We start from the raw sequence: 24494 nt of genomic DNA on the forward strand, positions 1-24494 counted from the left end.
GCGCCCTTTTTCAATCTCGGACGGGGGGCCGCCCCAGGCGGTCACTCCCAGCAGGACACCAGCACGGTCATCGCCCGCGCCCCGGCGTTCAAGGCGTCGGGCGAGGCTTTGCCCGCGACATAGGCGGAGTTCAGCGCCAGCGCCGGGCCGGCCGGGTTGCCCAGCACCCGCGCCAGTGCCGAGGCCGTTGCGGCAAAGGCCACGCCTGCCGGCAACTGCTTGGCCGCGCTCGCATCCGCGGGCAGAAGCATGCCCACCACCGCGCCGCTCGCGTCCAGCACCGGCCCGCCGGCATCGCCCGGCAGCGCCTGCACCGAAAGCCGCACCAGACCCGCCTCGCCGTTCAGGCCCGAACCCTCTTCCAAGGTGCCGCGCGTCATCACCGGGGCCGGCAGGCGCCCGCCGTAGGAATAGCCCGAGACCGATATAGGTGCGCCGACCTTGGGCGCCTCCGCGACAAAGGCCGCGAAGCTCGCCGGCGCCAGCGGCACCAGCGGCGTCAGCACCGCAAGACCGCTGGCCTTGTCGGTGAAGCTGACCTTGGCTTCGACCCCGTGGTCGAGCGTTATCGTCTTGCACTGCGCCAGCCCCGCCGCCGCCGTCAGGACCGAGCCCTTGCCGTCGACGAAGAAGCCGGTCTGCGCGAGCTTGGCCTTCTTCACCGAAAGCCCGTCGAGCAGACCGCGCTTGGCCGCAGCCTCCAGCGGCACCAGCCCGGGGTCCAGCGCCTTGTCCCCGCTGGAGCGGAAGCCGCCCTGCACCATCGGCAGGACGCGCTGCATCTGGCCGGCCAGCGCCAGATTCCACGACAGCACATAGCCCTTCACATTGGCCCCCGAAACCTCGGCATAGGCGAGCGTCTCGATCTTGTCATTGCGGCCACGGATGGTGAAGGAGCGGTCGCCCAAGCTTCGCTCGCCCTCGGCCGGCATGATGTCCAGCGTTTGCAACACATTATAAAGCCCGGCGAGGCTCGCCTTGGTGCCGGGTTCGGAGATCAGCATCGCGGTCAGGCCGGAGCCGTTCTTGGCCGCATAGCGCGCGAAGGGCGGGGTGTAGCGGTCGAAGGCCAGCATCGCCATCGGCAGGGTGATCTCGATGCCGGATTCCGCATCGGTCAGGGTCTCGAAGCCGAAACCGGCTTCCTCGCCGCGATAGCCTTCGACCAGTTGTTTGCGCTGCGCGGTGGTCAGCACGCCGGTCGGCTCGAACCCTTCGGCCTCTTGCCAGCTGGCCATCGAGGCACGCGAGCCAGAGCCGATATTGCCGTCGACCTTGCCGGCATAGAACCCGTACCATTTCAGCGCGGTCTGCAGATCCTGCTTGTCGCCATTGGTCAGGGCGGCCTCCGCGGCACGCGCCTCGGCCGGGGTTTCCTCGGGCTGGCCCATGGCCGGAGCGTCGGGCGTGACGGCCGCGGTCGCATCGGGCACAGTTGCTTCGGGCACAGTTGCTTCGGGCGCGGTCGTTTCCGGCAAAGTGGCGTCCGGGATGGCCTCACTCGTCACCGGCGGGGTCGTCACCGGGGCTGTGTCGGAATTCTCCCCCATCAGCCCGGTCTGGTCGCCGGCGGCTGGCCAGAACGGCTCCCGGTAGCTGGCCCCGTCCGAGATATAGCTGTCCGCCGGGATCATGTTCTGCGCCATCAGACCCTGCAGCTGTTCCACCGCCTGATCCGAGCCGAAGGGCCCGAGCGCGATGCCATACCAGCCCGAATCCAGCTTGAAGCCGTGCACCTGCGGGAAGACCGCCGCATAGGCCCGCGCCCGTGTCATCGCCGTCGCCAGATCCGGCTGCGCCTCGATCTGCACCCAGGCCTGATCCTGCGCCATCGCAGGGGACACCATCATCATGGCCAAAAAGCCCAAGACCAACCGCCAAATCCGCATCGTCGCAACTACCCTTTTTCCATGCCCCCTCGAACGGCCCTTTGGCTCGGGGGCGGCTTTTTGCCGAACTCTAGCATGGCCGGACGCGGATGCACCCCCCAAATGCCGCGAAACCCCCAGCCTCGCATTGACCCTTTCGCCGCCCTTGCCTATGGAGAAGGCGCATTGATCCGAGGCTGAAATGACCGCAACCGCCCCCACCCCGCCGCGCAGCTTTCAGGAAATCATCCTGCGGCTGCAATCCTATTGGGCCATGCAGGGTTGCGCCATTCTGCAGCCCTATGACATGGAGGTGGGCGCCGGCACCTTCCACCCGGCGACCACGCTGCGTTCTTTGGGCACCAAGCCCTGGGCTGCCGCCTATGTGCAACCCTCGCGCCGCCCGACCGATGGCCGCTATGGCGAGAACCCGAACCGCTTGCAGCATTACTACCAGTATCAGGTCATCATCAAACCCTCGCCCCCGAACCTGCAGGAGCTTTACCTCGGCTCGCTGCGCGCCATCGGCCTTGACCCTGCCCTGCACGACATCCGCTTTGTCGAGGATGACTGGGAAAGCCCGACCCTCGGCGCCTGGGGCCTGGGGTGGGAGATCTGGTGCGACGGCATGGAAGTGTCGCAGTTCACCTATTTCCAGCAGGTCGGCGGCCACGACTGCAAGCCGGTCTCGGGCGAGCTGACCTATGGGTTGGAGCGTCTGGCCATGTATGTCCTCGGCATCGACCATGTGATGACCATGCCCTTCAACGACCCCGATGCGCCCATCGCGCTGACCTATGGCGACATCTTCCGCCAGACCGAGGAAGAATACTCCCGTCACAATTTCGACGGCGCCAATACCGAGATGCTGCTCCGCCATTTCGAGGATGCCGAGGCGGAATGCCAGCGCCTGCTGGACTTCCCGCCCGAAGATCCGAAAACCGGCAAGCGGATCATCATGGCCCACCCGGCCTATGACCAGACCATCAAGGCCAGCCACCTCTTCAACCTGCTGGATGCGCGCGGCGTGATCTCGGTCACCGAACGCCAGGCCTATATCGGCCGCGTCCGGGCGCTGGCCAAGAAATGCGCCGACGCCTTCCGCCTGACCGAGGCGGGCAAGGACGCAGAGGTTACAGCGTGAATGGCAAACTCGTCGCAGGTTCCATCGTGCTGATCGCGGCCATCGCAGGCATTGGCGGCTACTGGCTGCAGGAATATGCCTTTTACCAGAAGGTCACCTTCACCCCCGGCTCCGAAATCGTGCTGACCCCCATCACCTCGGCCCAGCCCGAGGCGATCCCGGTGCATGACCTGCAGGGCATCGACGCCACCTCTTCGCCCCTGCGCTTCCGCGCCTGCTTCACCACCGAAGTCAGCCTTGCGACCCTGACCGAGACCTACAAGGTCTACGAAGCGCCGACCCCGCTCAATGCGCCCGCGTGGTTTTCCTGCTTTGATGCCGGCAAGATCACCGATGCTCTGGTCACGGGTGAGGCTGTGGCCTTCCTGAGCCAGACCAATGTCGTCCCCAACACCAACGATGTCGAAGTTGACCGCGTCGTTGCCGTTTTCCCCGATGGCCGGGCCTATGCCTGGAACCAGCTCGCCCCCGGCGTGGAGCCATAGATGCCTGACCTTCTGATCGAACTCTTCTCCGAGGAAATCCCGGCCCGCATGCAGGCGAAGGCCCGTGAGGATTTCAAGAAACTCGTGACCGACGGCCTGGTCGAGGCTGGCCTGACCTATGCCTCCGCCGGCGTCTTCTCGACGCCGCGCCGCCTGACCCTGTCGCTGCACGAGCTGACCGCCGAAAGCCGCCCGGTGCGCGAAGAACGCAAGGGCCCGCGCGCCGAGGCGCCCCCTGCCGCGCTGGAAGGCTTCCTGCGCTCCACCGGCCTGACGCTGGATGAGTTGGAACGCCGCGAAGATAAAAAGGGCGGCATCACCCTTTTCGCCGTGATCGAAAAACCCGGCCGCAAGGCCGCCGCCATCGTGGCCGAAGTGCTGGAAGCCACGATCCGCGCTTTCCCCTGGCCGAAGTCGATGCGCTGGGGTGCCGGCCAATTGCGCTGGGTCCGCCCGCTGCATTCGATCCTCTGCCTCCTGATCGACGAGGCCGGCGCCGCCGTGGTCCCCCTCTCGGTCGATGGCATCGAAGCCTCCAACACCACCGCAGGCCACCGCTTCCTCTCCCCCGGCCGCTTCGCCGTCACCTCCTTTGACGATTACGTCGTCAAGCTGAAACGCGCCCATGTCGTGCTCGACTCGGCCGAGCGCGAGGCCCATATCTGGCAAGACGCCAAGAACCTCGCCTTCGCCGCCGGCTGGGAAGTGGTTGAAGACAAAGCCCTTCTGTCCGAAATCGCCGGCCTCGTCGAATGGCCGGTGCCCCTGATGGGCAAGATCGGCGCGGAATTCCTGCACCTGCCGCCCGAGGTTCTGCAGACTTCCATGAAGGAACACCAGAAGTTCTTCTCGGTGCGCAACCCGAAAACCGCCCGCATCGAGGGCTTCATCACCGTCGCCAATACCGAGACGGCGGACCATGGCGCCACCATCCTCAAAGGCAACCAGAAGGTGCTGAGCGCCCGCCTCTCCGATGCCCGCTTCTTCTGGGAAAACGATTTGCGCGTGGCGAAAGAGCCGACGATTCCTCCGATGAAGGAATGGCTCGACGGCCTCAAATCCGTGACTTTCCACAACAAGCTCGGCTCCCAGGCCGACCGCATCGCGCGGATCGCGACCCTGGCCCGTGAAATCGCCCCCCTCGTCGGCGCTGACGCCGACCTCGCAGAACAAGCTGCGAAAGTTGCCAAAGCCGACCTCCGCTCCGCCATGGTCGGTGAGTTCCCCGAGCTGCAAGGTCTGATGGGCATGTACTACGCCAAAGCCGCAGGCCTGCCCGATGCCGTGGCCAACGCCGCCCGCGACCACTATTCCCCCCTCGGCCCGACCGACACCGTCCCCTCCGACCCGGTGAGCGTCGCCGTGGCCTTGGCCGACAAGATCGACACCCTGACCGGCTTCTGGGCGATTGACGAGAAACCCACGGGGTCGAAGGACCCCTTCGCCCTGCGCAGGGCTGCGCTCGGGGTTATCCGGCTGGTGGTAAGTTCTGGCAAGCGGGTACTTCTGGGAAACATAATTGCAGGGTCATTTGCAAACTCTCTTTCCATGGAAGAAGAGGACTTCGACGAAGCAAGATTGGAGTCTCAAGCGAAGAAAGACGAAATTTCCGAAGCTAGAAAAGTTATGAACGCATACGACAAGGGTCACTTCTCACTCGAGACAGCGCGCTTCGCTCTAAACGCATTGCTAGAAGATCAGCGATCTAAACTTTCTAAGGAAACGCAAACGTCTGACAACCTCCGTAGAATGTTGGATGGAACTATCGACCTCCTCTCCTTCTTCCACGACCGCCTCAAGGTCTTCCTCAAAGACCAGGGCATCCGCCACGACCTGATCGACGCCTGCCTTGCCATGCCGGGCAATGACGACCTCACCCTCCTCGTCAAACGGGCCGAGGCGTTGGCGGCGTTCCTCAAGACCGAGGACGGCCCGAACCTCCTGCAAGGCTTCAAGCGCGCCAATAACCTATGGATTCAAGCAATGTCAAAATCGGGATATAGCGACAGCGACGCCTTCCAGAAGGCGATCGCAATAGTGAACGAGGCCGAAGCTGAAGACGGCGTCGAGTATTCCTTCGGAGCAGATGTGAAGTACGCTGTGACTGAGGAAGAGCGGGTCCTTTTCGCTGCATTGGACGAGGCCGAACTCCTGATTAACACCGCTATGGCTGCAGAAGACTTTGCCGTGGCCATGGCCGCCATGGCCACGTTGCGCGCACCCATCGACGCTTTCCTCAACGCGACCCAGATTAACACCGACAATCAGGTCGTCCGCCGCAACCGGCTGAACCTCTTGCACCGGATCCGCACCATCTGCTCCGGCGTGGCCGACCTGACCAAGATCGAAGGCTGACCTCCTTCATTCAGACCCAAATATCCCGCAGGGGGTCCGGGGGAACGCGCAGTTCCCCCGGCCTCTCCGCTTGCGCCACGGCCCGCAACGTATATCCTGCACGCGCAAACGAAAGGCGCCGCAGTGCAGAATTTCCCGATCGAATATGCCGAGATCACGCCCACCGCCGCGATCCGCACCGCGCAGCATGGCTGGCGGGCGAAATGTTTGCAGCGTCTGGTCCGGCTGGAGATGCCGGTGCCCAAGACGGTCGCCCTGCCCTCGGGCACCGTCCGCGCCATAGCGCAGGGCACGCCGGTCGATACCGCCGCCATCCTCGCGCATTTCGGGCCGATGCCGCTGGTCTCGGTGCGGCCCTCGCCGATGGACCCGAACTGGGGCGGGCCGGGCACCATCCTCAACGTCGGCCTCAATGCCGCGCGCCACCGCCTGCTGCGCGACACCCATGGCCAATCCGCCGCCGACGCGATCTATCTGCGCTTTGTCCAGTCCTATGCCACCCATGTCGCGCGCCTCGACCCTGACCTGTTCGAGGCCGGGCTCAACACCGCCGAGGCGCTCCGCGAGGCCTTGCGCACCTATGAGCGCGAGATGGACGAACCCTTCCCCGAAGACCCCGCCCGCCAGCTGACCGAAGTCCTGCGCTCGATGTCGCGCGCCTGGGAAGGCACCTCGGCCCGCCTGCTGCGCCAGGCGAAAGGCGCCCCGGCCGAGGCCGCCTTGGGCCTTGTCGTCCAGCAGATGGCGCAAGGCATCGGCCAGGGTCTGTCGGGCGCCGGTGTGATCCAGTTCGTCGATCCGGTCACCGGCCAGCCGCAGGTCACCGGGCGCTACCTCGGCCAGGCCCAGGGCCGCGCCGCCCTGAAGGAAACCGATGCGCTGTACCTGACCCGCGACAAGCGCGGCCCCTCGCTGGAGGAGCTGTCGCCCAAGGTTTTCGCCAGCCTCCTCGCCTATGGCACCGCCTGCCGGAGCAAGCTGCGCGAGGAGATGCAGATCGAATTCACCATCGAGGATGGCCGGCTGTCGGTCATCGACGCGGTGCGCGTCCACCGCTCGGCCCGCGCGGGCCTGCGCATTGCGGTGTCCATGGCCGAGGACGGCATCATCACGCGGGACGAGGCGATCCTGCGGGTCGAGCCGCGCAGCCTGACCGAGCTTCTTCACCCCCAGGTCGACCCGCGCGCCCCGCGCGACGTGGTGGCCAAGGGGATTGCGGCCTCGCCGGGGGCTGCCACCGGGCGGATCGTGTTTTCCTCCGCCGCAGCACAAGCCAGCCAGTCGCGCGGCGAGCCCTGCATCCTGTGTCGCCGCGAAACCCAGCCCGAGGATATCCGCGGCATGCATTCAGCGGTGGGGGTCCTGACCGAACGCGGCGGCACCACCAGCCATGCCGCCGTCATCGCGCGCGGCATCGGGGTGCCTTGCGTGGTGGGTGCCTCGGGCCTCAGGCTTGATTCAAAAGAGAAAAAGATCATCGCCCCCGATGGCCGCGTCTTCGGCGAAGGCGATCAGATCACGGTGGACGGCACCACGGGCGAGGTTCTGGCAGGCTCCGCCGTCATGCTGGCCGCAGCGCTGGACGAGGCCTTCCGCAAGCTTCTGTCCTGGGCCGATGCGGTGCGCGACATCGGCGTGCGCGCCAATGCCGACACGCCCGCCGATGCCGCCACCGCCCGCCGGTTCGAGGCGCAGGGCATCGGCCTCTGCCGCACCGAACACATGTTCTTCGACGAAGACCGCCTGGTCGTCATGCGCGAGATGATCTTCGCCAACACACCGCAGGACCGCGCCGCCGCCCTCGCCCGCCTGTTGCCGATGCAGCGCGCCGATTTCGTGCAGCTCTTCTCGATCATGCAGGGCCTGCCGGTCTGCATCCGCCTGTTTGACCCGCCGCTGCATGAATTCCTGCCGCAAAGCCGCGAGGGCTTGCGCGAACTGGCCGAGGCGCTCGACCGCCCGCTGTCCGAGGTGATCCGCCGCGCCGAGGCGCTGTCCGAGGCCAACCCGATGCTCGGGATGCGCGGTGTCCGCCTTGGCGTCGTCCTGCCCGAGATCTACGACATGCAGGCCCGCGCCATCTTTGAAGCGACGGTCGAGATCGGCAAACAGGGCGCCACCGTGGTGCCGGAAATCATGATCCCCCTCGTCTCGGCCCGGCGCGAGGTCGAGCTCGTGAAGACCCATATCGACTCGATTGCCGCTGCGGTGCGGGTAAAAACCGGGGTGAATTTCCAGTACAAACTCGGCGTCATGGTCGAAACCCCACGTGCCGCCCTGCGCGCTGGCGAGATCGCCCAGCACGCGACCTTCCTGTCTTTCGGCACCAATGACCTGACCCAGATGACCTATGGCCTGAGCCGCGACGACGCGGGGCGCTTCATGTCGACCTATGTGGCCCAGGGCGTTTTCCCCGAGGATCCGTTCCATTCGCTCGACGTCGACGGGGTCGGAGAGCTGCTTTTGATCGGGGCGGAACGCGGTCGCGCCACCCGCGCCAACCTCGTCCTTTCGATCTGCGGCGAGCATGGCGGCAACCCCGAATCGATCGACTTTTGTCGCAAGGCGGGCTTCGATTATGTCTCTTGTTCGCCCTATCGGGTGCCTCTGGCACGCCTCGCGGCGGCACATCTCGCCTTGGCCGATCGTGTGGATAACTCGAATTTCGACACAATATCATGAATTTGGCAAAGGTTGCTAAAGTGTAACTTTAAGAGTTTCGGCGGAAATCCGCGCAAATTCCCCCAGATTCCGTTGTATTTCTGTCACGCGGGTAGACCGCTGGTTTTTTCCGCTTTAGCCCGGTCAGCCGTCGTCTGTTGCATCCCGGAAAAGGGAGCGGGAGGCGGCTTTTGGGGAAACAACCGGGAACACCAGACAATGCGCTTGCACCTCTGCCGGACGCTGGCCACCGTGGCCATGACCGTCCTGACGGGCGCGGCCTTCGCCGATGTGACGGTGAGCCAGTCCAACGATCCGACCACGCTCATGGGGGCACAATTCGCCTCGCTGTTCGGGGCCGAGCATGACACCGTCAATGCTTTGCCCGAAGCCCGCCTTGCCGCCTTGGCAAAAGGGCCTGAAGTTGCCGCACCACGGGGCAAGGGCGCCAAGCCCGTGCTCATCGACTATACCGACGCCTGGCTTGCCACCCTGCCCGCCCCGCAAGGCGATGGCGAATGGGATTGCCTGCGTCGCGCCATCTATTTCGAAGCCCGCGGCGAGACGCTGCCAGGTCAGTTCGCCGTGGCCGAAGTCATCCTGAACCGGGTTGACGCGCCAGCCTTTCCGAAAAGCATCTGTGGCGTCGTCCATTCCTCGGGCGGCGGGGCCTGCGCCTTCTCCTACATCTGCGACGGCATCGCCGACACCTTGCGCGATCCGGTTGCCACCGACCGCGCCGGCCGCATCGCCCGCGCCATGATGGACGGCGCCCCGCGCGCCCTGACCCAGGGGGCCACCTTCTTCCACGCCCGCTGGTCGCGCCCCGGTTGGGGCAATGTGGTGGAAACCGCGGCCATCGGCGGGCACCTCTTCTACAAGATGGCCTCGTAACCCCGCGTCGCGCCGCTTGCACAAGCGGTCGGCTTCGGGCAAGGCATTGGCAGGGTCAGGCGCTAGTCTGGCCCTGTTCACTTTTGGGGGGGCACCATGACCTCAGACATCCGCCTCGCCTTCGCCCATCCTGAAGAGCGCAGTCTTGCCAGCGCCAGCGCCGACCCGCGCGATCGCATCTCCCTGCGCGACCATGTGGTCGAGGTGGACATCGGCGCCTTCCAGAAGGAACGCGGCCACCGCCAGCGCATCTTGTTCAACATCGTGGTCGAGGTGCGCCCCGCGCCGCAGCCCCTGAACGACGACGTTGACCGCATCCTGTCCTACGACCGCCTGACCGAGGCGATTGCCGAGGAGCTCGCCGCCGAACGCCTGAACCTGCTCGAGACCCTGGCCGAACGCGTCGCCGAGCGCATTCTGGCCGAGCCGCAGGCGATGCGCGTCTTCATCCGCATCGAAAAGCTCGACATCGGCCCCTACAAGCTTGGGGTCGAGATCGTCCGCTCGCGCGCCGAAGCCGCCTTGAAGGTGATGAACCAGGATGGCCAGGAAGCCGCACTGCATCCGCTGGTGGTCTTTCTCGACAATGCGACGATTGCCGCCCCCGATCTTGCCCATCGGCTGGACGGCTGGACGGCCACCGGCCTGCCGGTGATCCTGACCGTGGGCCTGCCCGATGTGGCGCAGCCGCAGACCGGCCACCGCCCGACCCAGCGCAGGGTCGATTTGCTGGCGATCGAGCAGAACGCCTGGGTCCTCGCCGCCCGCGACCCGCGCTGCGTGGTGATGGAGACCCGGACCGAAATCGACTGGGCGATCAAGCGCGGCCAGATGATGGTCTGGGCGCCCTCCAAGATGGTGCTGGACGCGACCGACGGACCGCAATCGCGCGATCCGATGGTTCTGGCGCTCTGGCTCGCCGAAACCATGGCGGCGGAGCGGCTGATCGTTCACGGATCTGTTGCACTCCCGGCAGGAAGCCGCGTGAAGGTCGAACAGGCCTGAGGCGCGCCCTTGCCCCCTGCCCGCTTCGCGCCTAGTCAAACGCCATGAAATACCTGCGCCCCATCGCGATGAGTGACCCCGCCCGCCCGCCGGAAGCCCTGACGCTGGCCGGCGGCCCCTGCTGGTTCGACCGGGTCGAGGTGCTGGACCGCAAGGCCGCGCCGCACATCCTCGCCGCCTCCGCCCTTCCCGCCGAAGCGCTGGCCCGCCTGACGACGCTGCGCCCGGATTTCGGCAACCTGAACCTCGGCCAACCGCGCATCATGGGCATCCTCAACGTGACGCCCGACAGCTTCTCGGACGGCGGCCTGTTTCTGCGCCCCGAGGCCGCGGTGATGCAGGCCCGCCTGATGGCCGCGGGGGCGGAAATCCTCGACATCGGCGGCGAAAGCACCCGCCCCGGTGCCGCCGAAGTGTCGGTGGCGGAAGAAATCACCCGCACCGCGCCAGTCATCGCAGCCCTGCGCGAAGGCGGGCTTGACCTGCCCATCTCGATCGACACCCGCAAGGCCGCCGTGGCCCGCGCCGCCCTTCAGGCCGGCGCCTCCTGGGTCAATGACGTGACCGCGTTGAAATTCGACCCCGACATGGCCGCCGTCGTCGCCGAAGCCGGCGCGCCGGTGATCCTGATGCATTCGATCGCCACGCCGGAGACGATGCAGCAGGACCCGCGCTATGATGATGTCCTCCTCGACGTCTACGACGCTTTGGAGGCCCGCGTGGCCGAGGCCGAGGCCGCCGGCATCGCCCGCAAGAACATCGCCGTCGATCCCGGCATCGGCTTTGGCAAGACCCTGACCCACAACCTCGCTCTGCTCCAGCGTTTGAGCCTGTTCCACAACCTCGGCTTGCCGGTCCTGCTCGGCGCCTCGCGCAAGCGTTTCATCGGCACCATCGGCGCCGAGGCCGAGGCCGCACGCCGGATGCCCGGCTCGCTCGCCGTGGCTTTGTGGGGCGTGGCGCAAGGCATCCAGATGATCCGCGTCCATGACGTCAGCGAAACACGACAGGCCCTGTCGCTCTGGCAGGCCGCAAGCACAGGAGGTGCGGCATGACCCGCAAGCTTTTCGGCACCGACGGGGTGCGCGGTCGCGCCAACACCTATCCGATGACGGCCGAGATGGCCCTGAAACTCGGCGCCGCAGCGGGGCGTTACTTCCGCCGCGATGGCGGCTCGGCGCACCGGGTGGTGATCGGCAAGGACACGCGGCTGTCGGGCTACATGCTGGAAAACGCGCTGACGGCGGGGCTGACCTCGACCGGCATGAACGTGCTGCTGCTCGGTCCGGTGCCGACACCTGCGGTGGGGTTCCTCACCCGCTCGATGCGGGCCGATGTCGGCGTGATGATCTCGGCCAGCCACAACCCGCATCAGGACAACGGCATCAAGTTCTTCGGCCCTGACGGGTTCAAGCTGTCGGACGAGGCAGAAGCCGAGATTGAATCCATCGTGGCGGGCGAGATCGCCCCCGCCCTGCCCGAAAACATCGGCCGCGCCAAAAGGATCGAGGATGGCCGCGGCCGCTATCAGGAATTCGTGAAAACCACCTTCCCCGCCGGCCTGACGCTGGAGGGCCTGAAGGTCGTGATCGACTGCGCCAACGGCGCCGCCTACCGCGCCGCGCCTGAGGTCCTGTGGGAACTTGGCGCCGAGGTGATCCCGGTTGGCGTCACCCCCAACGGCACCAATATCAACGACCGGGTCGGCTCGACCTATACCCAGACCGCAGCCGAGGCCGTGGTGGCGCATGGCGCGCATATGGGGATCTCGCTCGACGGCGATGCCGACCGGGTGATGATCATCGACGAAACCGGCCGCGTGGCAGATGGCGACCAGATCATGGCGCTGCTCGCCTCCCGCTGGGCCGAGGATGGCCGGCTGAACGGCGGCACGCTGGTGGCCACCGTAATGTCGAACCTCGGCCTTGAACGCTTTCTGGACGCGCGCGGCCTGCATCTGGAACGCACCGCCGTTGGCGACCGCTACGTGGTCGAGGCGATGCGGCGCGGTGGCTGGAATCTTGGCGGCGAGCAATCGGGCCATATCGTGATGACCGATTATGCCACGACCGGCGACGGCCTGATCGCGGGCCTGCAATTCCTGGCCGAGATGGCGCGCACCGGTCAGCCGGCCAGCCGCCTTGTGACCCAGTTTGAAACCGTCCCGCAGCTTTTGAAGAATGTCCGCTTCGCTTCGGGGATGAAGCCGCTGGATTCCGCCACCGTTCAGGCCACGATTGCCGCGAACGAAGCGCGGATCGCCGGCAAGGGCCGCATCCTGATCCGCAAATCCGGCACCGAGCCGCTGATTCGCGTCATGGCGGAATGCGAGGATCAGGGCCTGCTGGCCGAGGTGGTCGATGAGATCGTCTTCGCTGTGCAGGGCGCGGCCACGGTCTGAAGACAGAAGGCTGCGCCATCCGGCGGGGATTTCCCGCCGGTTTCAACCCGCCGTTAAGATATGGCCTGTAACACTGCGCCCCTGTGGTTTTATCGGGTGCAACATGTCCCTTCGCCTGCAATTCCTGCTGATTGTCGCGGCGCCATTCGCCTTGATCATCTATTTCGGCTGGACGGCCATCTCGTCCGGGCTTGATCTTGTGCGCGACTCCGAACGGCAATCCGCGACGGTGCAGGAAATTCTGACCCTGTCCAACCTGACCCATCAATTGCAGCGCGAGCGGGGTTTTTCGAGCGGCTTTCTCGCCTCCGGCGGCAAGAACCTCGCCGCGGACCTGACCGCGCAGCGCATTCAGACCGATCTGGCCGCCGCCGAGGCCCAAGCCGCCCTGCCGCAAATCGAAGGGCTCGTTCCGGCGGGCCTGTCGCATCTGCGGCAAAGCCTGGCCAAACTGACAGCGATGCGCGGCAAGGTGACGGCGCTGCAGGTCGATGTGCCGACCATGGCAAAATTCTACACCGGCGCGATCGAAACTGAAATCGCGATCGAGCATCACGCGGCAGCGGCGAACCAGGCGGATCCGCTGTTGTCCGATGCCATCGTCGATCTGACGCGCGCCAAGGAATACGCAGGTCTTGACCGCGCGACGGGCGTCGCCGCGATCGGCCTCGGGACGGCCGATGCCGGATTTCACGCCAGATTGATCGCGCTTTCCGCCGCCGAGCAGGCCCAGCTCCGCGACCTCGACATGAAGGTCAAGACGCAAGGATATGTCGAGGCGCTGCTTGCCACCGCGGAATTTACGGCGCTGGCGAAGATGCGCGACGACCTTCTGGCACTTCTGTCGCAGGGCAAGCCCGTCAGCTTCGCGGCGCGCGACTGGTTCGTTGCGGCCTCTGCCTGGATCGAGGTGCTGGAGGCGCAGAAACAGGACCTCCTGAACCGCAGCCTGTCGCAAACCCGGGCCGCGACCACCGCGGCGCGTCAGGCGATCCAGCTCAACATCCTCGGCATCCTGGCGGCTTCGGCCTGTTCGTTCCTGATGGCCACCGGGGTCGGTGCGCTGATGATCCGCAAGATCAAGACGATGATCACCCTGATGGGCGCCTTCGCCGGGGGCAACCTGGAGGCTTTTGTGCCCAATACCAAGGGGCGCTCGGAACTGCACAAGATGGCTGCGGCGCTTTACATTCTGAAACAGGAACTCAGGGCGGCACGACGAACGAATGAGGATGCCGCCAACATCCTGCAAAGGGCCAGAGCCTCGCAAAACCGCGTCGTCGATCTGGTGACCGAGGGGCTTTCCGCCCTGGCCAGTTCCAATCTGACGCTGCAGTTCCAGGAGGCGCTGGATGAAGATCACGACGGCATCCGGGTGGATTTCAACACCGCGACCGAACGCCTGCGCGACGCGCTGACCGACATCATCCTGGCGGTTCAGGACATCGACCAGGGCGCGATGCAGATGCGCGTCTCGGCCAGCCAGCTGGCCGAACGCAACGATCTGCAGAACGAGACACTGCAATCCACCGCGGCGGCCGTGGAAGAGCTCTCCGCCACGGTCGCCGAAAGCTCGCAAGACCTGAAGGCCGCGCGGCAGATTGTCGAACAATCGCGCAGCAGCGCGAGCGCCAGCAGCCATGTGGTCAGCGACGCAATTTCCACCATGGACCGCATTTCGGAAGGCTCAAAGCGGATCGGCCAGATCATCTCGCTGATCGATGACATCGCGTTTCAAACCAACCTCCTGGCGCTCAACGCCGGGGTCGAGGCGGCGCGGGCGGGTGATTCCGGCCGCGGCTTTGCAGTCGTCGCGGCAGAGGTCCGCGAATTGGCGGCGCGCTCGTCCAATGCGGCGAAAGAGATCAAGCTTTTGATCGACAGCAGTTCACGCCAGGTGGATGACGGCGTCCGGCTGGTCGGCAGGGCGGGTGCGGCGCTCAAGCAGATCTTCGATCAGATCGTCGATGTGGACGAGATCGTGAGCAAGGTCGCGACCTCCGCCCAGGAACAATCCGACGCCCTGACCAAAGTGAACTCCTCGATGATCACGATGGACAAGGTGCGCCAGAAGAACAACGAGATGGTGACCCAGACCCGAACCGTCAGCGATTCCCTGGCAGAGCGCGCGAAAGAGCTGAGCCAGACCGTCAGCACGTTCGACATCGGGCAGCGCAACCCGACCTCGGGCCGGATCGCAGCTTGACGGCTCAGGCGCCAGTCACAGGTCAGGGCTTCTGGCACTTGCCACATTGCGGACCATTCCGGCGCAGGTTCCGCTCCACCATCGCAGGGGCTGAAAGCCCCCGCTCCTTGGTCATTCAGCTCACGGAACGGCCTGGCAGAGGGCGCATTTCCCCGGCCGAGCCCCTCGTGGTTCAGCCGACGTGGTACAGGCTTGCGAACAAGCGCGGGTCCAGGCTTTCGGCGGCAAAGGTCGGCCCCTCGGTCAGGACCGACACCGCGTCATGGCTGTGCAGGCTTTCCTGATGGCTGGCCACGATGCGGAAATCGCGGATCCGCTCGTCGCCCTGCAGGGCGGCGCAGAAGCTGCGGGCGGCATCCTCGACGAAGATCGGGTTGGCGGCGTTCAGCTCGGCAAAGGCCTGTTCATCCTCGCGTTTGACCATGACTTGCGTCTCGGTCGGCACGGCATCACGCGCCAGGTCGATCAGGTCCTCGAACCACAGGACCTGATCGCCCACCACCTCGACCGAGATCCGCGCGACTGAACGCTGCGAATGCGGCGTGGCCAGCTGGCCACGGGTGCGACGGGCGTGTTCGGACAGTTCCAGCGAGCAGGGGCAGGTCGAGGAATAGACGAAATCGAGATGCACGATCCGCTTGCGCACCCCGGCGATATCCACCAGCTCCAGGGCGATGTCATAATACTGCCAGCCCGACAGGCCCGAGCGCAGGGAGCCCACCTTGACCGGGAAGGAAAACCGCATCTGGATGCGAGCATCGAAGCTGCCCAGATCGCGTTTGTAATCCTCCAGCGCATGTTCGATCACATGGAAAGAAAAGTCGCGCTCGGCATGTTCGTAGAAGGACCGCATGATGCGGCTCATGTTGATGCCCTTCTTTTCCGCCTCGAGGCTGACGGTGCCGGTGACCGAGGTTTCCAGCATCACCTCGCCCGCATCACGGGTGCGGTAGCGGATCGGCAGGCGGAAGTTGGAGATGCCGACGTGCTGGATGACCTGCTTGGCGCCGACGATCAGGCTGGAGGGGCCGTTTTGCAGGTCGGGCAGGCTGTCCTTGTAGGCGGCATCGACGCGGAAGCTTTCGGGGTAGCTGCGGCTCAGCACCGGCTGACCCGTGCCCAGCAGCGCGCCGATCTGCGGATCGAGCGCCACGATATCGGCGGCGGTGGCGCGGTCGGCCCAATGGCGCAGCGTTGCCAAAGCGGCCTCGGCCGCGGCGCGGTCGGGTTTGCGGTCAAGCACGGGATCGTGGACGTTCATGGCCCTGTCCTTTCGGTTCCGGCAAGCGCACTTGCCTTCAATGTCATCAGGAATACGCAGGGCGCGGACGCCCGGATCACCCTGGCGCCGCGTTTTGGCGCCAAGGCTTCATATTTAGGGAGTGCGGGCCCTTTTGGGAAGGCCCGGCAGGGACCGAATCTGACCCGAAAGCGACCGGGGGTCAGCCGGCCACGCTGGCGTCCAACCCGGCGCGCAGGTCGGCGATCAGGTCGCCCACATCTTCCAGCCCGACCGAGAAGCGGATCAGGCCGGGGGTGATCCCGAGCTTGTCCTTCTGCTCTTGCGGCAGGCGCTGGTGCGTTGTCGTGGCCGGATGGGTCGCGATCGACTTGGCATCACCGAGGTTGTTGGAGATCTTGACGATCTCCAGCGCGTTGCAGAAGCGGAAGGCGGCCTCCTTGCCGCCCTTGACCTCAAACGTCACCAGCGTGCCGCCCGAGCCCATCTGCGCCGTGGCCAGCGCGTGCTGGGGATGCGAGGCGAGGCCCGGATAGATCACGCGGGAGACGCGGGGATCGGCCTCCAGCACTTGGGCAATCTCCAGCGCGGCGGCGGCCATGGCGCGACAGCGCAGGTCCAGCGTGGTCATGCCTTGCAGATGCAACCAGGCGTTAAAGGGCGAGATCGCGGCGCCGGTGTGCTTCAGGTAAGGCTCGGCCACCTTGCGGATGAAGTCTTTCGTGCCGCAGATGACGCCGCCCAAGGCCTTGCCCTGCCCGTCGATATGCTTGGTCGAGGAGTAGATGATCACATCGGCGCCCTGCTCCACCGCTTTGGAGAAGATCGGCGTGGCGAAGACGTTGTCGACGATCACAAGCGCGCCCTGGGCATGGGCAATCTCGGAAACCGATTTGATATCAACCAGTTCCAGCGTGGGGTTCGACATCGACTCGAAGAAGACCGCCTTGGTGCCCGGCGTGACTGCCGCGCGCCATTGGTCGAGATCGGCGCCATCGACGAAGGTGACCTTGACGCCGTAGCGGGTCAGCACCTCCTCCAGGATATAGAGGCAGGAGCCGAAGAGCGCGCGGGAGGAGACGACATGATCGCCGGCCCGCAGAAGCGCGGTCAGGGCGCCGTTGACCGCAGCCATGCCGGAGGCGGTGGCGAAGGCGTCTTCGGTGCCTTCAAGCGCCGCGATGCGTTCCTCGAACATCCGGGTCGTGGGGTTGCCGTAGCGGGCATAGATGAATTCGTCGTCGCCGGCCTTGATGAAGCGTTGCTCGGCGCTTTCGGCGTCGGGATAGGCAAAGCCCTGGGTCAGGAAGATCGCCTCGGCCATCTCGCCATATTGGCTGCGGCGGGTGCCTTCGTGCACGAGCTTCGTGCGGGTGTTCCAGTCTTTGCTCATAGCCGGGTCTCCAGGCGCACAAACGATCCGCGAAACCGGAAAGGATGGGAGGTGCGCGAGACGCCCTGACCTTTTTAGCGGTTTGTTTAACGTGGCCCGCAATCCGGTTACAAATCGCCACGGAAGGCTGAGTAGCGCCTGCGCGCCGCAAGGTCAAGCAGCGCCAGGCAGGACCCGATTTTTCTACGAAAAATCCGGTTGCGCCCCCGCCGAACGGTCAGAAGCGGCCGAGACCCTTGGCATAGGCCTGATCGACCGTCCGGGTCACCGCGAGGATCAGGCGGTGCAGCAGGAATGGCAGGAGACCGAAATACAAGAGCCAAAGCCCCAGCGGCGCCTGATGGATCATCGTCTCGTTCAGGAGCAGGAGGGCGAGATAACAGATCGCCATGACGCGCGTCATCAGGGGATCGGCACCGCGCGGACGCTCTTCCGGCAGGATAAAGCGCACCATCGCATGGCGCCCGTCGATCACGTCGAGGATGTAAAGACCGGCCATGCCAAGGAAATAGACGCTGAGGAAGCGCTGGCACCACAAGGGATCGCCCTTCCAGATCAGCAGGGCAAGGATCCCCGGGCCGAAGAGCAGCGAGACGATCACTGTCGTGCGGTTGGACAGATGGCTTTGCAGCGTCCGGATCGAGCCATCGGCGCGCAGGATGAGCCGCAGGCCCATGGCCAGAAGGAAGGCCACCATGAAGGCCTCGCGCTCGCCGGGCAGATAGACGCGGAGCGCCGGCCAGACAATGGCCATCACCGCGAGGGGCAGCACGATGCTGTAAGGCAGGCGCGGGCCGCGGCGGAACAGGGCGAAAAAGCCCTGCAAGGTTTGGTAGAACTCGTCCAACATCTCTGCGCCCCCGGCGTGCCCATGTCGCGAAACTGGCAGGCAATTCGGGCAAGGTTATGGCGGTTCGGCGGCTATTGGCCGTCTTTGTCGCGCGGCTTTCCGGCGTCGGGGAAGATGCCGTATTTGTCGAGAAGCTTGGCCTGGGTCAGCAGGAAGGCGAACATCGCCAGCGTCAGGCCGACCGCCTTGAAGGTGACCCAGGTGCCATCCGAGACATTGCGCCAGACGATCTCGTTCAGCACGGCGAGGCCGGCGAAAAAGATGGTGATGCGGCGGGTCAGGATCATCCAGCCCTCCTCCTGCATCGGCAGGGCGTCTTCCATCACCAGCCGCAGATAGGATTTGCCCTGCAACAGGCCGACGCCCAGTGCTGCGGCGAAGAAGACATAGACGATGGTCGGCTTCATCTTGATGAAGCGCGGGTCGTTGAACCACAGCGTCAGCCCGCCCATGAACAGCACCACCACCAGCGTGATGATCTGCATCGGCGAGACCCGCCCGGTGAGCCGCCACAGAGCCAGGATCGAGGCGACGAAGACCACGACGAAAACCCCGGTCGAGACGATGAAGCCCGAATAGGTCTGTCCGGCGAGGGTCAGGCTCTTGTCCTTGAGAAACCAGTAACCCAGCATGAACAGGATCAGCGGCCCGTATTCCAGCGCCAGTTTCAGCCTTTGGTCATAGGCTTTCGTCTCACTCATCCGGTCATCTCCATCACCACGGCGCCGATTGCGATCACGGCCATCAGAAGGCTGCGCACCGGCCCCACCTTCTCGCCCAGAACCAGCCAGCCGATCAAGGCCGCAAATACCGTCGAGGTTTCACGAAGTGCGGCGGCGGGCCCGACATGATCCAGCCGCGTCGCCATCATCACCGAGCCGAAAGAGGCCAGGGCCACCAGGGCGCCGAAGACGCCACGCTTCAGCAAGGGCGGGATGCGGTCGGGCGAAAGCCGGATCCAGCGCCGCCAGGTCACCGCCGGGATGAAGACCGCGTCGATCATGAAGAACCAGGCGAGGAAGGTGAAAGGGTCCGCCGTGGACCGGATCCCCCAGGCGTCAAAGGTCGTATAGGCCGCCACGAACCCGCCGGTGACCAGCGCAAGGCCCAGCGCGGGCAGCAGGCTCGCCGCGTTGCGCCCCAGTTGCCAGAGCGAATGGCCCGCCAGCCCGAAGATGCCGGACAGAAGGATGCCAAGGCCGAGCCATTGCAAGGGGCGCAGGTGTTCGCCGAAGACGACGCCCGCGAAAAGCACGGTGAAGAAGGGGCCCGTGCCGCGCACCACCGGGTAGACCACGGTATAGGGCGCGCGGTCATAGGTCATCGCCTGGGCGATCTTGTAGCCGGCATGGATCAGGAAGGCCCCGGCGAAGATCGGCCACATATGCGGCTCGGGCCAGGGCACAACGAACAGCGCGAAGGGGGCGGCGATCAGGCCATAGCTCGCATCAATCGCGGCGCGCGTGATCCAGGGGTCGTCGCGCCCCTTTTGCAGCGCGCCAAACAGCGCATGCAGCACCGCGGCCAAAAGCGCCAGCGCCATGGCCAGATGATGTCCGGCCGGCGTGCCGACGAGGGAAAGGAGCCATGCGGTCATGGCGTGTCAGGCGTCCCGCCCGACCAGCGCATTGGCGAAATCCTGCGGATCGAAGGGGGCGAGGTCGTCGATTTGCTCGCCCACGCCAATCGCATGGATCGGCAGGCCGAACTTGTCGGCGAGCGCCACCAACACCCCGCCGCGCGCCGTGCCATCCAGCTTGGTCATCACGAGGCCCGAGACATCGGCGATCTTGCGGAAGATCTCGACCTGCAACAGCGCGTTCTGCCCGGTCGTCGCATCCAGCACCAACAGCGTATTGTGCGGCGCCGTCGGGTCTTTCTTGCGCAGGACGCGGACGATCTTGGCCAGTTCCTCCATCAGGTCGGCGCGATTCTGCAGGCGGCCTGCGGTGTCGATCATCAGAAGGTCGGCGCCAATCTCCTGTGCCGTGGTCAGCGCGTCGAAGGCGAGGCTGGCGGGGTCCGATCCTTCGGGCGCGGTCAGGACCGGCACCCCGGCGCGCTGGCCCCAGACCTGCAGCTGTTCGACCGCCGCCGCGCGGAAGGTATCGCCCGCCGCAATCACCACCGACTTGCCCGCCGCCTTGAACTGGCTGGCGAGCTTGCCGATCGTCGTGGTCTTGCCCGAGCCATTGACGCCGACCACCAGCACGACCTGCGGCTTTTGCGGGTAAAGCGGCATCGGGCGGGCGACGGGTTCCATGATGCGGGCGATCTCGTCCGACAGGGCCTCTTTCAGCTCGGCGGTGGAAATCTTGCGACCAAAGCGGCCCTCGGCAATATTGGCGGTGACGCGGAGGGCTGTATCCACCCCCATGTCGGAGCGGATCAGCAATTCCTCGAGGCTTTCGAGCATAGCATCGTCGAGCACGCGCCGGGTTTCGTCGCGGCCCAGAAGACGCCCGATCAGGCCGGGCTTTTCAGGCTCGGGCTGGGTGGCCTCAGGAAGTGCGCTTTCCGAGACCAAAGCCTCCAGCCCCTCGCCGATCTTGTCGGAGGAGCGGAAGAGTTTGTCGCGCAGCTTCTTGAAAAGAGACATCGGGCCGGACCTCTGGTTTGCCCTCACCTAGGCTGCAAAGGGGAAGGATGCAAGTTCGGAGGCGGTTTTGCCGCCTGGGCCCTTTCGCCTTGCCCAAGGCCCGGGCTAGATTTGCGCCATGCGCAGCCTGACCCGCCCCCTGCCCGTTCTGATCTTCGCCCTGGCGGCGGCGAGCCCCTTGGCGCTGCTGGCCCTGGCCTGTCTTTGGGGCGGGCTCTGGGTCTGGGTGGCGCTGGCCTATATGGCGCTGGCGGCGCTGGTGCTGGACAGTCTGGTGCCATGGGTTGCGGGCAGCGCCGAGGGGGAGGAGTTTCCGGCGGCGGATGCCCTGCTGGCGGTTCTGGGCCTGGGCGCGCTGGTGGTGCTGCCCGTGCTGGTGCGCCAGATCGCCGGGCCTTCCGGGCTGGGGCTGACCGCGCGCGTCGGGCTGTTTCTGGCGGGGGGCTTCTGGTTCGGTCAGGTCGCCCATCCGGCGGCGCATGAGATGATCCACCGGTCGGGGCGGTTTCTGTCCATTCTGGGGGCTGCGGTCTATACGGCCCTGCTGTTCGGGCACCACACCTCCGCCCACCGGCTGGTGCATCACCGCTTTGTGGCTTCGGCCCAGGACCCCAATTCGGCACGGGCGGGGGAAGGGTTCTACCGCTTTCTGCTGCGCGCCTGGCCCGGCAGCCTGCGCGCAGGGCTGGCGGCGGAGCGGGCCCTGCGCGGCGGGCGACTGACGCCCTATCTGTTCTATGCCGGCGGCGCGGGGCTGGCCCTGGCTTGTGGCTATGGCTTGGCGGGTTGGGCGGGGCTTCTGGTCTGGCTCGGCCTTGGCCTGCATTTTGGCGCCCAGGTGCTCTTGTCGGATTATGTCCAGCATTACGGCTTGCAGCGCGGCCAGAGCGGCCCGCGGCTGGAGCCGGTCGGCCCGCAGCACAGCTGGAACGCGCCGCACTGGTTCTCCTCGGCGCTGATGCTGAACGCGCCGCGCCATTCCGACCACCACGCCCATCCGTCGCGCCCCTATCCCGCGCTGCGGCTGGAGGCCGGGGCGCCGATGCTGCCCTGGCCCCTGCCGCTGGCCTGCCTCGTGGCGCTTTCCCCAAGGCGCTGGCGCCGGGCGATGGCGGAGCCGCTGGCCCGGCTGGGCCTCGCCAAGGCGTGACTGGATTTTGCCACCCGGCTTTGGCAGGATGCGGGGATGAGATACAAGCTGATCGCCCTCGCCCTGTCCTGCCTGCCGCTCGGCGCTCCCCTTGCCGCGCTGGCCGAGACGCCCCAGGCCGAGACCGCCCCCACCCTTCCCGCAGCACCGCCGCCGCCCACCGACCTTGGCGCGCCCCTGACCGCCGCCCAGTTCGAGGCCTATGCCCTCGGCAAGACCCTGACCTATGCCCAGGACGGCAAGGTCTGGGGCCAGGAGCAATATCTGCCGAACCGCCAGGTGGTCTGGGAATTCTCGGGCGAGCCCTGCGAATATGGCAGCTGGACCGAGGAAAAGGCCTATGACGACACGCCGATGATGTGTTTCGTCTATGACGACAACCCCGACACGAATTGCTGGCAGTTCTATCTGGGCAAGACTGGCCTCGTGGCGCTGTTCCTCGGCGGCGGCAACACCGCCTTTTCCGAAGTGGGCCAGACCAGCGAACCGATGCAATGCCCGGGGCCCAAGGTCGGGGTCTGAGGGCGCGTCAGAAGGGCGGGCCGCGCTGTCGTCCCGACCCGCGGGGGGCTGCCTGCCCCCCGCACCCCCCGGGGATATTTGCATCTGGATGAAGGGCGAAGGTCTTTAGAAGAGGCTGCCCTGGGTGGGTTTGGTGTCGGAAGCCTTTGATTTCCTGGTGCTGCCGCGCGGGGTCATGCGGCCGTCCTGGAACTCGATCTCAAGGGTGGCGGCCTTATCGGCCTGGGCCTTGGTGGTGACCACGGCGCCGTCGCCCCAGACCACGGCATAGCCGCGCCGCAGGGTTTCGGCATAGCCGAGGGTCTGGCGGGTGCGGTCGAGCGCCTCGAGCCTTGCGGCGAGGTCGGCCAGGCGTTTGGCGGGGGCGGCGTTCAGGCGCTGGCTGGCGGCGGCGAGACGTTCGCGGTCGCGGGCGATGTCGCGGGCCGAGGAGGCGATCAGCCGCGCCAGCGCCGGGGCCAGGCGCGAGGCCCATTTGTCGAGCGCGCCATGCGCGCGTTCCAGCCGCAGGTCGGCGCGGGCGTCGAGGGTGGCGGCGGTCTGGGTCAGCTTCACGCCATGGCGCTGGATCAGCCCGGTGAGAAGCGTGGCGCGCAGGGGCGAGGACAAAGCCTCGAACCGGCTGCGCTTGCGCGCTGTGGCCAGCGACAGCGCGCCGCCCAGGCGCTGGGTCGCGGCGTCGAAGCGCTGGCGCGGGGCGGAGAGGAGCGCATCGAGCCGCGGCAGGGCACGGGCGAGGTCGCGCAAGCGCTGGTCCCGGCGGTCGAGCCCGGCGCGGCCCGCCCGCGCCTGACGCGCGGCAAGGTCGGCCAGCGTCGCCAGCAGATCGGCGCGCACCGGCACCGCCATTTCGGCCGCCGCCGTGGGCGTGGGGGCGCGCAGGTCGGCGGCGAAGTCGATCAGCGTCGTGTCGGTCTCGTGCCCGACGGCCGAGATCAGCGGGATCTGAGAGGCCGCTGCGGCGCGGACCACGATTTCCTCGTTGAAGCCCCAGAGGTCTTCGAGCGAGCCACCACCGCGCGCCACGATCAGAAGGTCGGGCCGCGGGATCGCCCCGTCCGGCGGCAGGGCGTTGAAGCCGCGGATGGCGGCGGCAACCTCGGCGGCGCTCGACTGGCCCTGCACCGCCACCGGCCAGATCAGCACATGGCGCGGGAAGCGGTCGCGCAAGCGGTGCAGGATGTCGCGGATCACGGCGCCGGAGGGCGAGGTCACGACGCCGATCACCTTGGGCAAATAAGGGATCGGCTTCTTGCGGGCGGGATCGAACAGGCCCTCGGCCTGAAGCGCCGCCTTGCGCTTTTCCAGCATGGCCATCAGGGCACCGGCGCCGGCGGGGGCGACATCCTCGACGATCATCTGGTATTTCGACTGGCCGGGGAAGGTGGTCATCCGCCCGGTGGCCACGACCTCCATCCCCTCCTCGGGGCGGACCTGCATGCGCGAGACCTGGCCCTTCCAGGAGATCGCCGCGATGACGTTGCGGTCGTCCTTGAGGTCGAAATAGAGGTGCCCCGAGGCCGGGCGCGACACCCGGCCCACCTCGCCCCGCACGCGGATCAGGCCGAACTCGCCCTCAATCACGCGTTTGACCGCGGTCGAAAGCTCCGACACGGTATATTCCGGCGAGTTGCCGGGGCTTGGGGCGGGGTCGTCGTCTTCGAAAAGGTTCATCGGGCTTTGATGCCAAAGTTCCGGCCCCGGCGCAATTGCCGAAGCCG

19 protein-coding genes and 1 riboswitch are annotated in these 24494 nt (G+C 66.1%); of the genes, 11 read left to right on the forward strand and 8 right to left on the reverse strand.

Features of this window, described 5'->3' with window-relative positions; translation table 11 throughout:
* Nucleotides 1-41: 41 nt before the first annotated feature.
* Entirely contained in the window at nt 42-1853 is a 1812-nt protein-coding gene (locus AC1DVR_RS21020) for a serine protease (protein ID WP_478002575.1), read from the reverse strand.
* Between the two features lie 217 nt (nt 1854-2070).
* Between AC1DVR_RS21020 and AC1DVR_RS21025 the strand changes: the two genes are divergently transcribed.
* From AC1DVR_RS21025 to AC1DVR_RS21065, 9 genes are all read left to right on the forward strand, one after another.
* Nucleotides 2071-3012 (forward strand): glycine--tRNA ligase subunit alpha, encoded by a 942-nt coding sequence (locus AC1DVR_RS21025; protein ID WP_478002576.1) that lies wholly within the window; start codon nt 2071-2073, stop codon nt 3010-3012.
* Nucleotides 3009-3497: a DUF6446 family protein gene (locus AC1DVR_RS21030; protein WP_478002577.1), complete on the forward strand. Its 489-nt coding sequence runs from the start codon at nt 3009-3011 to the stop codon at nt 3495-3497. The genes AC1DVR_RS21025 and AC1DVR_RS21030 overlap by 4 nt, the downstream gene beginning before the upstream one ends.
* A complete protein-coding gene (glyS, locus tag AC1DVR_RS21035) occupies nt 3498-5852 on the forward strand; it encodes a glycine--tRNA ligase subunit beta (protein WP_478002578.1) in 2355 nt (784 codons plus the stop codon).
* A gap of 123 nt (nt 5853-5975) precedes the next feature.
* On the forward strand, nt 5976-8534 hold the full coding sequence (locus AC1DVR_RS21040; protein WP_478002579.1) for a putative PEP-binding protein: 2559 nt from the start codon (nt 5976-5978) through the stop codon (nt 8532-8534).
* 198 nt (nt 8535-8732) lie between these two features.
* Nucleotides 8733-9407, forward strand: a complete 675-nt coding sequence (locus AC1DVR_RS21045; RefSeq protein WP_478002580.1) for a cell wall hydrolase — start codon at nt 8733-8735, stop codon at nt 9405-9407.
* A 96-nt stretch (nt 9408-9503) separates the two neighbouring features.
* Nucleotides 9504-10412 carry a dihydroneopterin aldolase gene (locus AC1DVR_RS21050; RefSeq protein WP_478002581.1) on the forward strand — a complete coding sequence of 303 codons (909 nt, stop codon included), beginning with the start codon at nt 9504-9506 and terminating at the stop codon, nt 10410-10412.
* A 44-nt stretch (nt 10413-10456) separates the two neighbouring features.
* Nucleotides 10457-11467, forward strand: a complete 1011-nt coding sequence (gene folP / locus AC1DVR_RS21055; RefSeq protein WP_478002582.1) for a dihydropteroate synthase — start codon at nt 10457-10459, stop codon at nt 11465-11467.
* Nucleotides 11464-12813 (forward strand): phosphoglucosamine mutase, encoded by a 1350-nt coding sequence (gene glmM, locus AC1DVR_RS21060; protein WP_478002583.1) that lies wholly within the window; start codon nt 11464-11466, stop codon nt 12811-12813. The genes folP and glmM overlap by 4 nt, the downstream gene beginning before the upstream one ends.
* 103 nt (nt 12814-12916) lie before the next feature.
* A complete protein-coding gene (locus AC1DVR_RS21065; protein ID WP_478002584.1) occupies nt 12917-15019 on the forward strand; it encodes a methyl-accepting chemotaxis protein in 2103 nt (700 codons plus the stop codon).
* Nucleotides 15020-15191: 172 nt separating this feature from the next.
* Here the strand turns inward: AC1DVR_RS21065 and folE2 are convergent, their stop codons facing one another.
* From folE2 to ftsY, 6 genes are all read right to left on the reverse strand, one after another.
* Nucleotides 15192-16280, reverse strand: coding sequence for a GTP cyclohydrolase FolE2 (folE2, locus tag AC1DVR_RS21070; RefSeq protein ID WP_478002585.1), 1089 nt, complete (start codon nt 16278-16280; stop codon nt 15192-15194).
* Nucleotides 16281-16461: 181 nt separating this feature from the next.
* Nucleotides 16462-17652, reverse strand: a complete 1191-nt coding sequence (metZ, locus tag AC1DVR_RS21075; protein ID WP_478002586.1) for an O-succinylhomoserine sulfhydrylase — start codon at nt 17650-17652, stop codon at nt 16462-16464.
* A 53-nt stretch (nt 17653-17705) separates the two neighbouring features.
* Nucleotides 17706-17783, reverse strand: a riboswitch (SAM riboswitch).
* Between the two features lie 86 nt (nt 17784-17869).
* A complete protein-coding gene (locus AC1DVR_RS21080) occupies nt 17870-18502 on the reverse strand; it encodes a hypothetical protein (protein WP_478002587.1) in 633 nt (210 codons plus the stop codon).
* A 71-nt stretch (nt 18503-18573) separates the two neighbouring features.
* Nucleotides 18574-19203 carry an inner membrane-spanning protein YciB gene (locus AC1DVR_RS21085; protein ID WP_478002588.1) on the reverse strand — a complete coding sequence of 210 codons (630 nt, stop codon included), beginning with the start codon at nt 19201-19203 and terminating at the stop codon, nt 18574-18576.
* Nucleotides 19200-20099 (reverse strand): EamA family transporter, encoded by a 900-nt coding sequence (locus AC1DVR_RS21090; RefSeq protein ID WP_478002589.1) that lies wholly within the window; start codon nt 20097-20099, stop codon nt 19200-19202. Before AC1DVR_RS21090 ends, AC1DVR_RS21085 begins: the two co-directional genes overlap by 4 nt.
* Nucleotides 20100-20105: 6 nt before the next feature.
* Entirely contained in the window at nt 20106-21101 is a 996-nt protein-coding gene (gene ftsY / locus AC1DVR_RS21095; RefSeq protein WP_478002590.1) for a signal recognition particle-docking protein FtsY, read from the reverse strand.
* 118 nt (nt 21102-21219) lie between these two features.
* Between ftsY and AC1DVR_RS21100 the strand changes: the two genes are divergently transcribed.
* Nucleotides 21220-22251, forward strand: coding sequence for an alkane 1-monooxygenase (locus AC1DVR_RS21100; protein ID WP_478002591.1), 1032 nt, complete (start codon nt 21220-21222; stop codon nt 22249-22251).
* A 36-nt stretch (nt 22252-22287) separates the two neighbouring features.
* Complete coding sequence (locus AC1DVR_RS21105; RefSeq protein ID WP_478002592.1) at nt 22288-22773, forward strand: hypothetical protein; 486 nt, start codon at nt 22288-22290, stop codon at nt 22771-22773.
* A 105-nt stretch (nt 22774-22878) separates the two neighbouring features.
* On the opposite strand, the gene xseA is transcribed toward AC1DVR_RS21105, so the two are convergent.
* Nucleotides 22879-24447: an exodeoxyribonuclease VII large subunit gene (xseA, locus tag AC1DVR_RS21110; protein WP_478002593.1), complete on the reverse strand. Its 1569-nt coding sequence runs from the start codon at nt 24445-24447 to the stop codon at nt 22879-22881.
* Between the last annotated feature and the right edge of the window lie 47 nt (nt 24448-24494).

The sequence above is a fragment of the Rhodobacter sp. P2_H5 genome (genome assembly GCF_056403335.1).